The organism is Campylobacter volucris (assembly GCF_008011665.1).
Classification (GTDB): domain Bacteria; phylum Campylobacterota; class Campylobacteria; order Campylobacterales; family Campylobacteraceae; genus Campylobacter_D; species Campylobacter_D volucris_A.
This window is the reverse complement of record NZ_VOWJ01000031.1, coordinates 109,159-122,386: the sequence shown is the minus strand read 5'-3', so window position 1 is coordinate 122,386 and position 13,228 is coordinate 109,159. Positions and strand designations below refer to the sequence as shown.

The window sequence follows — 13,228 nt, the reverse complement described above, 5'->3', positions numbered from 1 at the left end:
ATGGAAGAATTTTTAAAACAACTTTTATATGATTATAAAAATTGGGCTTATATTATAGTTTTTTTATGGTGTATGCTAGAAGGGGAGCTTGCTTTAATTTTAGCAGGAATTTTTGCTCATGAAGGTCATGTAAATTTAGGATTAGTCATTTTTGTAGCAGGTCTTGGTGGTTTTGCTGGAGATCAGATTTATTTTTACATAGGAAGATATAATAAAAAATATATTCAAAAAAAATTACGCACACAAAGGCGTAAATTTGCTATTGCGCATTTATTATTACAGCGTTTTGGTTGGCCGATAATCTTTATACAAAGATATATGTATGGCTTTAGAACTATCATACCTATGAGCATAGGACTTACAAGATATAATGCTAAAAAATTTGCATTTATTAATCTCATTAGTGCTTGGGTTTGGGCTGCTATTACTATTTTGCTAGCTTGGTTTTTTGGAGAAGAAATTTGGCTAGGAGTTAAATGGGCAGGAGAACATTGGTATTTTGCTATACCTATTATAGTTTCTTTCTTATTGACTTTATTTTTTAGCATGAAACAAATCGAAAAAAATATACTCAAAAAAAGGATACAAAAGTGATTTTTAAATTTGAAAAAGAAAATATTGATAAAATTCAAGCTGATTTTGAAATCATCTTAATACAAAACAAAAATATGCAAGATTATTTTCAAAGTCAAGAGCTTTTTAAAATTTCAAACTATAAAGGCGAGGGTATTTGTCTTGATATGCAAAATAAAATTCTTTATAGTGAATTAAAAAGTTTAGAATACGAAGACATAAGGCTTGCATTTGCCAATGCTTATAAAGCTTTAAAAAAACTAGAAATTAAAAGTATTAAAACAAAAAGTGTGATAGGAAAATGCGTAGTTAATAGTTTTAATGCTTTAGTTCAAGGTTTTACCTTTGGAGCTTACGAATTTGATAAATACAAAAAAGATAAAAAAACTATCAGCATAGAAAATATTTTCATTTCTCAAGATGAACTTAATAATAAAACATATAATCTTGAAGAAGCTCTTATAGGTATTAATTATGGGCAAATTTTTTCTAGTGCTTGTGATTTTGCAAAAGATATTGTCAATGAAATTCCACAAATTTACACCCCATCAAAGATGGCTGAAGATGCTTTAAATTTAGGTAAAAACGATACAAATATCGCTTGTAAAATTTATGAAAGTGATTTTTTAGAAAAAGAAAAAATGCAAGCATTTTTAGCAGTTAATCGTGCTTCAATACACCCTCCAAAACTGATCCATCTTTCATATAAACCTCAAAATGCTAAGATGAAAGTAGTTTTTGTTGGTAAAGGATTGACCTATGATAGTGGTGGTCTTAGTTTAAAACCAGCTGATTATATGCTGACTATGAAAGCAGATAAAAGTGGCGGAGCTGCTGCTATGGCTATTATCAAAGGAGCAAGTGAGTTAAATCTTGATATAGAAATTCACTCTATCATAGGCGCTACAGAAAATATGATAGGTGGAAATGCCTATAAACCTGACGATGTACTTATCTCAAGAGAAGGAGTGAGTATAGAGGTAAGAAATACTGATGCTGAAGGAAGACTAGTTTTAGCTGATTGTCTGTCATTTGCTCAAGATTTAAAACCTGACTTATTAATAGATCTTGCCACTTTAACAGGAGCTTGTGTAGTAGGTCTTGGAGAATATACAAGCGCTATTATGGGTAATAATGAAGAGTTGCAAAATGATTTTTATCAAGTAAGTAAAAAAAGTGGAGATTTGACAACTATCTTACATTTTAATCCTTATTTAAAAGAACTTATAAAATCCAATATTGCTGATGTAAGCAATACTTCTTCAAGCAGATATGGCGGTGCTATTACTGCAGGATTGTTTTTAAATTCTTTCATAAGAGAAGAATACAAAGATAAATGGTTACACTTAGATATAGCTGGACCTGCATATTTAGAAAAATCATGGGGATATTATAGTTTTGGAGCAAGTTCGGCTGGAGTTAGAATGTGCCTTGCTTATTTAATTCATCTTTCAAGGAAACAAAAATGAGTTTATCAGTTGGTATAGTTGGTCTTCCAAATGTTGGAAAATCAACCACTTTTAATGCCTTAACTAGAGCACAAAATGCGGAAAGTGCAAATTATCCATTTTGCACCATAGAACCTAACAAAGCAGTGGTTCCTGTGCCTGATCATCGCTTAAAAGAACTAGCAAAAATAGTTAATCCTCAAAAAATCATACGCTCAAATATAGAATTTGTAGATATTGCTGGTTTAGTTGCTGGAGCTAGTAAAGGCGAAGGTTTGGGAAATAAATTTCTTTCAAATATACGCGAAACAGAAATGATTTTGCATATAGTTCGTTGTTTTGACGATGAAAATATCACACATGTAGTAGGAAGTATCGATCCTGTGCGTGATGTACAAATCATAGAAACAGAATTAATCTTAGCAGATATAGAACAACTAAGTAAAAAAATAGAAAAACTCACCAAGGGTGCAAAAGCCAATGAAAAAGGTGCAAAAGAAACCTTGGCATTAGCTAATGAGCTTTTAGAACATTTAAATCAAAACAATAGTGCAAGCTCTTTTACTAATAAAAATGAAATTTATCAAGCTTTAGTAAAAGAATTAAGATTATTATCTGCAAAAGAAGTTATATATGGTGCAAATGTAGATGAAAACTCACTTTTAGAAGACAATGAATTTGTAAAAAGTTTAAAAGAATTTGCTGCAAAATCAGGTCATGAAGTCATAAAACTTTGCTCAAAAATAGAAGAAGAAATGATAGCTTTAAGCGATGAGGAAAACTATGAATTTCTAAAATCTTTGGGGATTGAAAATAGTGGTTTAGAAGTCGTTATACGCACAGCTTTTTCAAAATTAAATTTAATCAGCTATTTTACAGCAGGTCAAGTAGAAGTTAGATCATGGACTATACAAAGAGGTTGGAAAGCCCCAAAAGCAGCAAGCGTGATTCATAATGATTTTGAAAAAGGCTTTATAAAAGCTGAAGTGATTTCTTATGAAGATTTTATCACTTACAATGGTGAAAATGGTGCCAAAGAAGCAGGAAAACTACGCCTTGAAGGAAAAGATTATATAGTACAAGATGGCGATGTAATGCATTTTAGATTTAATGTTTGATATTATATTCAAACATTAAATCTATTTTTAAGCATATTTTGCAATTTCGCTTTTGTATTTTCTTTATCAGTAAAAATAAGCAAATTTGCTTTTGGCCAAAAATAACTTTTTGGATCTTCAAATTTGCCCCAACGCCAATCAAACCTAGGCGCCAAAAGCACTATTGTAGGTATATTTAAAGCTAAAGAAAAATGAGCAATCGCACTATCAATACTCACAATACAATCTATATCTTTTAAATTTTCTAAAGTATCACTCCAATTTTTTAGCTTTACCCCTCTGTTTTCAACTTCATTAGGTAAATTTTGAGTTTCTATTCCCTCTACTTGCAAAGATATAATTTCACAATCCATACTAATCAAAGCATCGAATAAAAAATCAAATTCAACGTTTCTTAATAAATCCGAATTAACAGCATTAGGGGTAAACCAAAAAATCCCTATTTTTTTCTTTGAATTTTTTGGTTTTTCTAGAGGTAAAATAGGAGTTGTAAGTAACGATAACTCTCTTAAATTAATATCACACAATAAAGGTAAAGAACAAATTGGCATCGCATAATCAAATTTATTTGGAAAATCTTTAAGAATTTTCATATTTTTAAAAATATCATTTTTACTATTTAAAATTTTAAGCTGATTTTTAAAAAGTCCATACATCGCACTTTGAGGTGCAAATAAAACTTTAGAAGCTATCTTGCAAAGCTTTTCTAAACATCTAGCATACATTATAGTATCACCAAATCCTTGCTCGCAAAAAACTAAAATTTCTTTATCTTTAAATGCTTTAGTTCCCATTTTATTAAAAGCTTGTATGGTTTTATTATAATGATAAGGTGAAAAAGTTTCATTGTGCGCATAAAACAACCTGCTTTCATAAATACGCTTACCTTCTTCAAAATTTTCGCTCTCACCCATTCTCATAAGCAAATATGCCAAATCAAACTGATAAGTAGCATGTGGATGGATATTTAAAGCCTTTTTATACGCATCATATGCACCTTGGTAATTTGAAGTTAGTTCTAGAACTTTTGCATAATTTTGCCAAAATTGTGCGTTATTTTGGTTAAATTCACATAAATTTTCAAATAATTCCAAAGACTCTTGTAATCTTAAAAGTTTAAATAATAAATATGCCTTTTGAGGTAAAATTTGTGTATTTAAGTATTCACAAATTTTTACTATAGTAAGGTTTTCTTGGGTTTTTAGTTGCAACCTATCTTGTAAATTACTACTATTTATAAAATTTTTTTCTACCAACTTACCTTTATGTAGTTTATCTATAACAATTTGAGTAAAGTTATAAAGTTCATTGTGTGCATCTAAAGCTTTTTGAAAATCTATTTTAAAATAAATTTCAACATAATCTTTCCATAAATCTAAATTATATAAATCTTTTTGTAAAATCTCTTTGTATAATATTTCAGCTTCTTCCAAATGACCTGCAACTTTATATGCAAAAGCTAGCTCTAAGCTAAGTTCATCATATAAAAAATCTTTTCTTTTTAAAAGTTTATGTAGTAAAATAATACTTTCCTCAAAACGAGCATTAATTAACAAAGACTTGGAAAGCATAAGCCCATAAAAACTTGTAGGATATAAATTAAAAATTTGTTCTGAATAATGCAAAATTTTTATATTATCACCTAATTTATATGCAGATAGCATAGCATATTCTAAAGCATTTTTTGGATCTTGATTTAAATATTCTTCGCTATACTCTAAAGATTTAACATAATTATTATTATGATAATAATATAATATCTTATCTAACATGACTTTCCTATATTCACTCTCTAAAATTGCACCAACAAATTCAACTCAAATTACACCACTCCCTATAATTTGCTTTTATATCACTAAGCCTTTAAAACTTAATGAAATGAGTTTGCTATAAGGAGGTTTTATATTAATTCATTTTCATGACAATTATTGTGTTTTGTGTTTTTAAAATTTATTTCAAGCAAACTCTAGGTAATTGTTTTACTAATAGTTATTGAATGCATTTGTTTTTTACTAAGCCATAAAGGCTTAGTTGTTAAAATTTAAAATCAAACTGCATATAACCTGTATGAGAATTAGCATTATTAGCAAATATACCATTATAATTAAACGACATGGTTAAGTCTTTTTCTAAAGCAAAAACTAAAGATGCACCTAAGTATTGATAAGTTCTTGGTAAATCTAAAGTTTCACTTGATTTTAAAGAAGCAAAATTGACTTTAGAATTTACCTCAGGATTAAAATTAATCCTAGTTCCTGCTTCTAATGAAGTGCTAATTTGTGGATGCCATTGTTTCATCCAAGAAATAGAAGCAGTACTTGAGAATAAATTTAATTTATTCTCATAATATCTTTCATGATTTAAAGCTGCCTCTCCACTCATACTAAAAGCTTTAATTATACCACCCTCATAAGCTAGATTAAATTTAGGGTTAATGATACTATTTGCTAGATAAAAGTTTATACCAGCTCCTACACTAGCTCCATATCCATAAGTATCCGTATCGCCATTAGCTTTTTTAGCACCTTTGTCGATATATTTTTCCATATCGTTTTGAGTGTAAGCTACTTTGGTTTGAGATTTAAAGAACACATCTTTTTGATTATCTTGGAAAAGCATTTTATCATACTTTAATCCTGCATAGATAGTTTGCATTTTTAAAGAAAAATAATCTTGAGTATTCATTTTAGCTTCTTCTGTGCCTATATAAGCTCCTAACATACCTATATCTTTTATAGTATGAAATCCTGCTAATACACCTTTGGTATTTCCAGTAGAATAATGATTAGTTCCTAATAATTTAATATTATTAGAAGAAAAATATGGCAAAACAAAGCCATGATAGTATCCATCTTCATTAGCTTTAAATGTTTTTAAATCTTTATGTCCTTTAATAGCATTAAATTCTTCTCTTGCATGTTTATATACTTCTTTGGAAGCTTCATCAATAACACTATCTAAGAAAAATGAACGCATTATATAAGTATTAATTAAAGTTTGAGCTAACACCGAAGCCATACCTTGACTTACTTGAGCTTTAGCCATATACTCACCTGTGATAGGATTATAAGCATAATCTAGTAGATTATTATTAGAAGCTACATTACCTACACTAACAAAACCTCCACTTCCTGTAGTATTATTATTGATAATACTATCAGGATTAATAGGCTTACTAGCATCAAAGTTTTTATCACTTGTATCTATGGTTACTTTATCTATACTAGTAGAACCACTACCATTACCACCTACGCTAATAGCTCCATTTATACTACCATTTTCATTAGGTTTAACAATCCAATCTTCTACTACTACACTACCACTACCATTATTTGTAATATGATTACCATTGCTATCAGGTTTAACCATACCTTGATTAGAGATATTAACATTGGCATTGCTATTATTAGTAATACCCCCGCCTATATTACCATTAGAACCATTAGATATAGAAGTATTGCCAGCATTAGCTCCTACTTGGATGGCTCCATTTAATTTACCATCATTGTTAATTTCTATATTACCATTGTTGTTTTCTATATTACCGCTGATATTGCCACTATTGGTAATAGAACCTAAATTTCCATTGTTGGTAATAGATCCGCTAATAGTTCCTTCTCCACTATTAACAACACTTTCTACTTTAGAGCCTTCTCCTACACTTACACTACCGCTAATAGTTCCACTGCCTGTGTTGATGATATTATCTACTTGAGCTCCATCACTGACTTCTATAGAACCATTTAACTTACCATTACCAGCATTAGTTATACCACCTTCTATAGAAGAATTTTTTCCTTGTACCTTGATAGAGCCTGTTACTATACCATTATCATTATTGACTATACCGCCTGTGATAGAAGAACCACTTTGAACAAGAATATTTCCTATAACTTGTCCATTTTCTTGATTAACTATACCACCAATTAATTTAGAGTTATTTTTTAAATCAGTATTACCATATATAACACCACTACCAGCATTTAAAATAGCTGGGCCATTATGATTTATTCTTGCTTTAGTAGAATTTAAAGCTGTAATAACTCCACCATTATCGAGTTTAATACCACCACTCCCATCAGTATTACCTAGCGTTCCTTTATTAATAATACCAGCTGTACCACCAGCTAAAGTTCCACTTATAGTTATATCTTCTGTGAGTTTTTGATTATCGCCTATATAAAAACCAGCTGTACCACCAGCAACTAAGCCGCTAATATCTATTTTACCAATCTTAAACTCTTTGCCTTTATTTGAATTAGAAATTGATATACCATATTTATTTCCTAATATAGTACCTGCGTTTTTAATACAATCTATCTCAGTAGCCAAGCTTGCACTCACACCAGAATCAGCAAATTCAATACCATTGGCTTTATTTCCTATAATCACACTGTTATTTTCTAAAGTACCTATTTTAGAACCATATCCCACAAGAATTCCAAATTTATCTCCAATTATACTACCTGTATTATTTAAAGTATTTACAGTTCCTCTTTTTCCATTTCCAGAACCAACTTCTATACCATTATTTTTATTACCTTTTATAGTTCCGCTATTATTTAAATTAACAATAGTTCCACTCCAAATATTAATACCATTATCCTCTCCTTGAATGAGTTTTTTATTATCTAAAGTGTTAATAATTGAATTGCTTCCAAGACCCACCATAACTCCAAAATAGCCATTAATAGTTCCTGAATTTATTAAAGTATTAATAATAGCACCATTTTTTTGCAAAGAAACACCAGCTGTATTTTCTATTTTATTGCCGCTTATAACACCACTATTTTTTAATGTTTCAATCTTACCATCAACCAATATTCCTTGATTGCCACCTATAGTGCCACTATTACTTAAAGTTTTTATAAAACTATCATTGTTGATAAAAATAGCATCTTTCGATTCTTTACTTATTATAGTTCCGCTATTATTAAGAGTATCTATATGACCTCTATCTACCAATATACCATAACCTTTATTGCTTGAGATAACTCCACTATTTGTTAAATTTTTAATGGTAGATTTATTCTTATTATTATTAGCATTAAGCTTGATACCAGCATTACTACCATTATTATGAATAGTTCCACTATTGTTAAGATTAACTATAGTGCTTTGCCAAAGATCTACAGCATTGTGAGCACCATTTGATTGTATAAATCCTTGATTATTTAAAGTATGATCACTTCCACTATAGGATATGCCTTGTTCTTTCCCTACAATAGAACCTTTGTTGATTATAGTGGAATTAGAATCAGAAACACTTATAGCAGGTTTTTTATTTACATTTACATTTACATTTCCACTATCTTCAATTGTCAAAGTTCCACCGCCATTATTTATAGTGATGGTATTTTTTATTTCATTATTTATGGTGCAATTTGTATTATTACTACAGCCGTTACCTGTAATATTTCTTGAAGTATTATATTTAGAAATTTCCATAAAACCTTTATCTTCGCTAATAATACTAGCACTAGAATAGGTTGATAAAAAAGATATGGTAGTTAAAGAAAGAATGATTTTTTTAGAAACTTTCCGAGAACTCTTTATCCCCCCCCAGTAAGTTTATTTGTCATAATAATATCTCCTTGTGAAATATAATTTTAAAAGCACGAATTATAAATAAAAAAATATAAAAATAATATAAATTATATAATTTTAATTATAAAAAATATAATAACATTTATATAAATAATAATATTTATTATCAAAATATACAATATAGTTTTAAATTGTTTAAAGATAAAAGCATTTTATTTAAATCATTGAAGTTGTATATAAAAATTTTTAAATTTTATAAGGATAATTAAAGAAATAGTTTTTATTTTTATTTCAATAATTTTTATTTTATAAATAAAAAGAGTTTGTTAAGATATATTTTAGTAAATGAGGAGTGTTAAGAATTTTTAAAAGCTACAAAAGTTTCAAAATTTACCCATTTAAAAATGCTTTCTACTCTAGCAAAACCAGCATTTTTAAGCATACTGATATTTTCTTCATGCGTGTAAGGTATTAAGATATTTTCCAAAGCTTGTCTTTTTGTAGCAATTTCTAACTTACTATAGCCTTGATCTTGTTTGTAATTTTCATAATTTTCTATCATTTTTTTAGCAATCTTCACATCTTCATAAAGAATTTTTTCACTCATTATAAACATACCTTGCGTGTTTAAATGTTCATAAATTTGATTGATGATTTCTTGTCTTTTTGGCGGACGGATAAATTGCATAGTATAAGTTGCTATAAAAACATCATTTTTAAAAAAACTAAATTTATCCAAATTTTGCTCATAAAAATCTATCTTTGCACCAAAAGCATTGGCTTTATTTTTTGCTATATCTAGCATAGCCTTAGCACTATCTACTCCACTTAGTAAAAAATCTTTTCTTTTTTCAAACAAAGCAAGTAGCAAACTAGCTGTAGAGCAGCCAAGATCACAAATTTTAGCATTAGTCTGCGTGAATTTATCTACGATATCAACTATAAGTTTTAAATTTTGAGCATAAAAAGGCACAGATCTAGCTACCATATCATCAAATACACTTGCGACATTTTTATCAAATTCAAATTGTTTTTCTAAAGTTTGTTTAAAAATTTCATCTTTCATTGATTTTTCCTAAAATTTGCTTTGCTTGTATAACATCCTTGCTAATTTGTGCTTTTAAAAGTGCCAAATCGTTAAATTTTTGATTTTCTCTAATATAATCAATAAATACAAGCTCAACTTCTTTAGGCACTTTTTCATTAAAATCATCTTCTATAATATGTGTTTCGATTGAAAAATGCTCATCAGTAGAACGAATACCTATAAAAGTAACACTATGAAAAGTTTGATTGTTAAATTTAACCATACTCGCATACACTCCATTTTTTGGCAAAAAAAAGTTTTTTACTTTTAAATTAATCGTAGCAAATAGCTCTTTTGAGCCTATACCCTGCCCTTTGATCACACTTGCAAAGATGTTATAAAATCTTCCAAGATATTCTTTTGCTTGAAATACCAAGCCATTTTTAAGCATAGTTTTAATCATACTCGTATGAACGCTTTGATTATTTTTTTTAAATTCATCTACTATAATAGTTTTTATACCACAAAGTTTATAGATATCTCTAGCTTCCCATTTTCTTTCTTTGCCAAATTTAAAATCATAACCTACAACAATTTTTTCTAAATGTTGAAATTCACTTAATAATAAATTTAAAAAATCTTTTGCATTTAAATGTTTAATCTTTGTAAAGCTTATAAAAACCAAAGGCATAGAGATGATCTTATTTCGAAAATTATTCGGGGTTAAAAAATCTTTTTCATCTTTTAAAATAATCAAAAGCACTGAATTTTCACACAAATGCTTACAAAGCTCTAAATGCCCCAAATGCATACCATCAAAATGCCCTATGGCTAAACTTTTGATATTAGACTTTTCTATAGGCGTAGAAAAACTCCACATTACCTTCTTTTCCTTTTAGATAAGATTTTTGAGTATTTTGCAAAATCCAACCAAGCTTAGCACACTCTTTTTCAAATTTATCTTTTGCATTTTTAATAGCCTTTTCATCTTTAACTACGCCATTTTTATCGCGTTTAGCACTTTTACCTACTTCAAATTGCGGTTTAAAAAGCAAAATGATAAAATCTTTAGCTAATTTATCAATATCATCTAGTAAATAAAGCAAAGATATAAAGCTCACATCACAAGTAATAACATCAAATTTTACATCGCTTTTAAAGACTCTTAAATCTGTATTTTCATATAAAATAATATTTTCAAATTCTTTTAAACTTTGATGGAGTTGATTAGATCCCACATCTAAAGCGTAAATAGTTTTTGCCTTTTGTTGATGTAAAATTTGCACAAAACCACCTGTAGAAGACCCTATATCAAGACAAATTTTATTTTCAATTTCTATGGGAAAATTTTGTAAAAAATATTTTAATTTATATGCGGCCCTACTGACAAATAATTCTTCTAAAAGTGTCAAATTTAACCTTTCATCTTCTAAAGGATTTTCACTTTCTATATTAAAAGAAGTTTTTTTTGCAACGCCATTTAATAAAATTTGATTTTTTTCTATTAACTCACAGGCTTTGTTACGACTAATATTTAATTTTTTACCTACAAAAACATCAAACCTCATCAAAGCCTTTCAAAAGAGCATTTAACTCATCTTCATTGATACACTTAACACTTAAACTTTGAGCTTTTTGAAGCTTTGATCCAGCTTCTTCTCCATATAATACAAAATCAGTTTTTTTAGACACACTCGAACTTACTTTAGCTCCAAATTTTTCTAACAATTGCTTAAAATCTTCCCTTGGCTTGCTTAAAGTTCCTGTGATTACAAAAGTTTTATTTGAAATACTTTCATTATGTAAAAGATCAATTTTTTCATCACTTAAATTTAAAATTTCATAAAAATGCTCGATGCGTTTGTGATTAACTTTTATAAATTCTTGCAAACTTTTAGCCATTTGTTCGCCAAAACCTTCTAAATTTTCATAAGCTTCATAATTTTGTTCATGCCATTTAAACCCAAAAGATTGTGCTAATTTTTTAGCTGCTACTTCGCCAATATGCTCTATACCTAAAGCAGTAATAAATCTTGACAAAGGACAATTTTTAGCATTTTCTATAGCATTTAAAAGATTAGTAATTTTTTTATCTTTAAAGCCTTCTAAATTTTCAAAATCACTATATTTTAAGAAAAATATACTTTCTATGTTTGTGATTTTTCCTTCTTTAAATAGTAATTCTACGATATTTTCCCCAAGGCCATCGATATTTAAACATTTTTTAGAAACAAAATAAATGATAGAATTTACCAACCTTGCCTTGCAATCTAAATTTTGACATTTTAAAAAAGCACCTTCATCTAAAAGCTCACTTGAGCATTGTGGGCAAAGAGTTGGTTTGGTAATATCACTTTCTAAACCATCTCTTCTTTGGGTAAATACTTTGGTTATTTTTGGTATCACATCACCACTTCTTATAATATTAACACTATCTCCAATCTTTAAACCAAGTCTTGCTATCTCATCAAAATTATGCAAAGTGGCTGATTTAACTATAACCCCATCTAAATTTACAGGCTCAAGCACCGCCACAGGAGTAACTACTCCACTTCTTCCAACTTGTAAATTTACTCCTAATAAAGTAGTGGTTTTTTCCAAAGCAGGAAACTTAAAAGCGGCCATAAATTTTGGAAATTTAACCGTATAGCCAAGCATATTGCAATGATTTAAATCATCCACTCTTACAACCATACCATCCATCATCATAGGTTTTTGATCTCTTAAATTTAGCAATTGCTGATATTTATCCAATACTTCATCTAAATTTTTACAGCAAAATACAAAATCATCTTTTAAAAAACCAAGACTTCTTATAAATTGCATTATTTGAGAATGCTTTGAAAAATTAAGAGTATTAAAACCTACACCCCAAGGATAAAATTTCAAATTTCTTTCTTTAGTAATGCTAGTATCAAGCTGTCTTAAAGAACCACTTGCTGCGTTACGCGGATTAGCAAATAAACTTAAATTTTCACTAGCTCTTTTTTGATTAATCTTTTCAAAATCTTCTTTTAAAATCACCACTTCACCGCGAATTTCTATTTTGTCTTTATAGGGTATAGCCTGAGGAATATTAGAAATTTCTTTTACATTTAAAGTAATATCCTCACCTACTAAGCCATCTCCTCTGGTAGCACCGCTAATTAATCTACTATTTTCATAAGTAAGATTTAAACTAGCTCCATCAAATTTAGGTTCTATAAAAAAATCAAACTCACATTTGGCTCTTTTTGCCCAAGCTCTAAGTTCAGTCTCATCAAAAACATCTTCCATAGACCACATTCTACTCTCATGAGTGATTTTATGAAATTCACTTTGTATGATGGGGGCTACTTTTTGAGTAGGTGAGTTTGGATTGATTTTATCTTGATGATTTGCTTCAAATTCTTTTAGTTCTTTAATAAGCCTATCGTATTCTTCATCGCTAGCTAATGGCTCATCATCTTCATAATATGCCCTCATCCACTCTTTTGCTAAATCTACTTTTTTTAAATACTCATCGTAAGTCATTT

9 protein-coding genes are annotated in these 13,228 nt (G+C 28.8%); 3 read left to right on the top strand and 6 right to left on the bottom strand.

Features of this window, described 5'->3' with window-relative positions:
- From FPD38_RS06590 to ychF, 3 genes are read left to right on the top strand one after another with little or no spacing between them, the layout of a single operon-like run.
- A complete protein-coding gene (locus FPD38_RS06590) occupies positions 1-594 on the top strand; it encodes a DedA family protein (RefSeq protein WP_147555929.1) in 594 nt (197 codons plus the stop codon).
- Positions 591-2,042 (top strand): leucyl aminopeptidase, encoded by a 1,452-nt coding sequence (locus tag FPD38_RS06585; protein ID WP_147555928.1) that lies wholly within the window; start codon positions 591-593, stop codon positions 2,040-2,042. The genes FPD38_RS06590 and FPD38_RS06585 overlap by 4 nt, the downstream gene beginning before the upstream one ends.
- Positions 2,039-3,139: a redox-regulated ATPase YchF gene (ychF, locus tag FPD38_RS06580; RefSeq protein ID WP_147555927.1), complete on the top strand. Its 1,101-nt coding sequence runs from the start codon at positions 2,039-2,041 to the stop codon at positions 3,137-3,139. The genes FPD38_RS06585 and ychF overlap by 4 nt, the downstream gene beginning before the upstream one ends.
- An 8-nt stretch (positions 3,140-3,147) precedes the next feature.
- Here ychF and FPD38_RS06575 read toward each other — a convergent pair whose 3' ends face one another.
- The 6 genes from FPD38_RS06575 to ligA all read right to left on the bottom strand — a co-directional run bounded on the left by FPD38_RS06575 (position 3,148) and on the right by ligA (position 13,226).
- Positions 3,148-4,911 carry a tetratricopeptide repeat-containing glycosyltransferase family protein gene (locus tag FPD38_RS06575; RefSeq protein WP_147555926.1) on the bottom strand — a complete coding sequence of 588 codons (1,764 nt, stop codon included), beginning with the start codon at positions 4,909-4,911 and terminating at the stop codon, positions 3,148-3,150.
- A gap of 262 nt (positions 4,912-5,173) precedes the next feature.
- Complete coding sequence (locus tag FPD38_RS06570) at positions 5,174-8,587, bottom strand: hypothetical protein (RefSeq protein WP_147555925.1); 3,414 nt, start codon at positions 8,585-8,587, stop codon at positions 5,174-5,176.
- 454 nt (positions 8,588-9,041) lie between these two features.
- The gene (gene cmoA / locus FPD38_RS06565; RefSeq protein ID WP_147555924.1) at positions 9,042-9,752 is read right to left on the bottom strand and encodes a carboxy-S-adenosyl-L-methionine synthase CmoA; all 711 of its coding nucleotides are present in this window, start codon (positions 9,750-9,752) and stop codon (positions 9,042-9,044) included.
- A complete protein-coding gene (locus tag FPD38_RS06560) occupies positions 9,742-10,593 on the bottom strand; it encodes a bifunctional riboflavin kinase/FAD synthetase (RefSeq protein ID WP_147555923.1) in 852 nt (283 codons plus the stop codon). Before FPD38_RS06560 ends, cmoA begins: the two co-directional genes overlap by 11 nt.
- The gene (gene tlyA / locus FPD38_RS06555; protein WP_147555922.1) at positions 10,559-11,281 is read right to left on the bottom strand and encodes a 23S rRNA (cytidine-2'-O)-methyltransferase TlyA; all 723 of its coding nucleotides are present in this window, start codon (positions 11,279-11,281) and stop codon (positions 10,559-10,561) included. The genes FPD38_RS06560 and tlyA overlap by 35 nt, the downstream gene beginning before the upstream one ends.
- The gene (gene ligA / locus FPD38_RS06550) at positions 11,271-13,226 is read right to left on the bottom strand and encodes an NAD-dependent DNA ligase LigA (RefSeq protein WP_147556040.1); all 1,956 of its coding nucleotides are present in this window, start codon (positions 13,224-13,226) and stop codon (positions 11,271-11,273) included. The genes tlyA and ligA overlap by 11 nt, the downstream gene beginning before the upstream one ends.
- Between the last annotated feature and the right edge of the window lie 2 nt (positions 13,227-13,228).

Excerpts from the sequence above, each read along its gene's own strand:
- FPD38_RS06590 (WP_147555929.1), top strand. The coding sequence starts at position 1 with ATGGAAGAATTTTTAAAACAACTTTTATATGATTATAAAAATTGGGCT.
- ychF (WP_147555927.1), top strand. The coding sequence starts at position 2,039 with ATGAGTTTATCAGTTGGTATAGTTGGTCTTCCAAATGTTGGAAAATCA.
- FPD38_RS06575 (WP_147555926.1), bottom strand. The coding sequence starts at position 4,911 with ATGTTAGATAAGATATTATATTATTATCATAATAATAATTATGTTAAA.
- FPD38_RS06570 (WP_147555925.1), bottom strand. The coding sequence starts at position 8,587 with ATGGAAATTTCTAAATATAATACTTCAAGAAATATTACAGGTAACGGC.
- cmoA (WP_147555924.1), bottom strand. The coding sequence starts at position 9,752 with ATGAAAGATGAAATTTTTAAACAAACTTTAGAAAAACAATTTGAATTT.
- FPD38_RS06560 (WP_147555923.1), bottom strand. The coding sequence starts at position 10,593 with ATGTGGAGTTTTTCTACGCCTATAGAAAAGTCTAATATCAAAAGTTTA.
- tlyA (WP_147555922.1), bottom strand. The coding sequence starts at position 11,281 with ATGAGGTTTGATGTTTTTGTAGGTAAAAAATTAAATATTAGTCGTAAC.
- ligA (WP_147556040.1), bottom strand. The coding sequence starts at position 13,226 with ATGACTTACGATGAGTATTTAAAAAAAGTAGATTTAGCAAAAGAGTGG.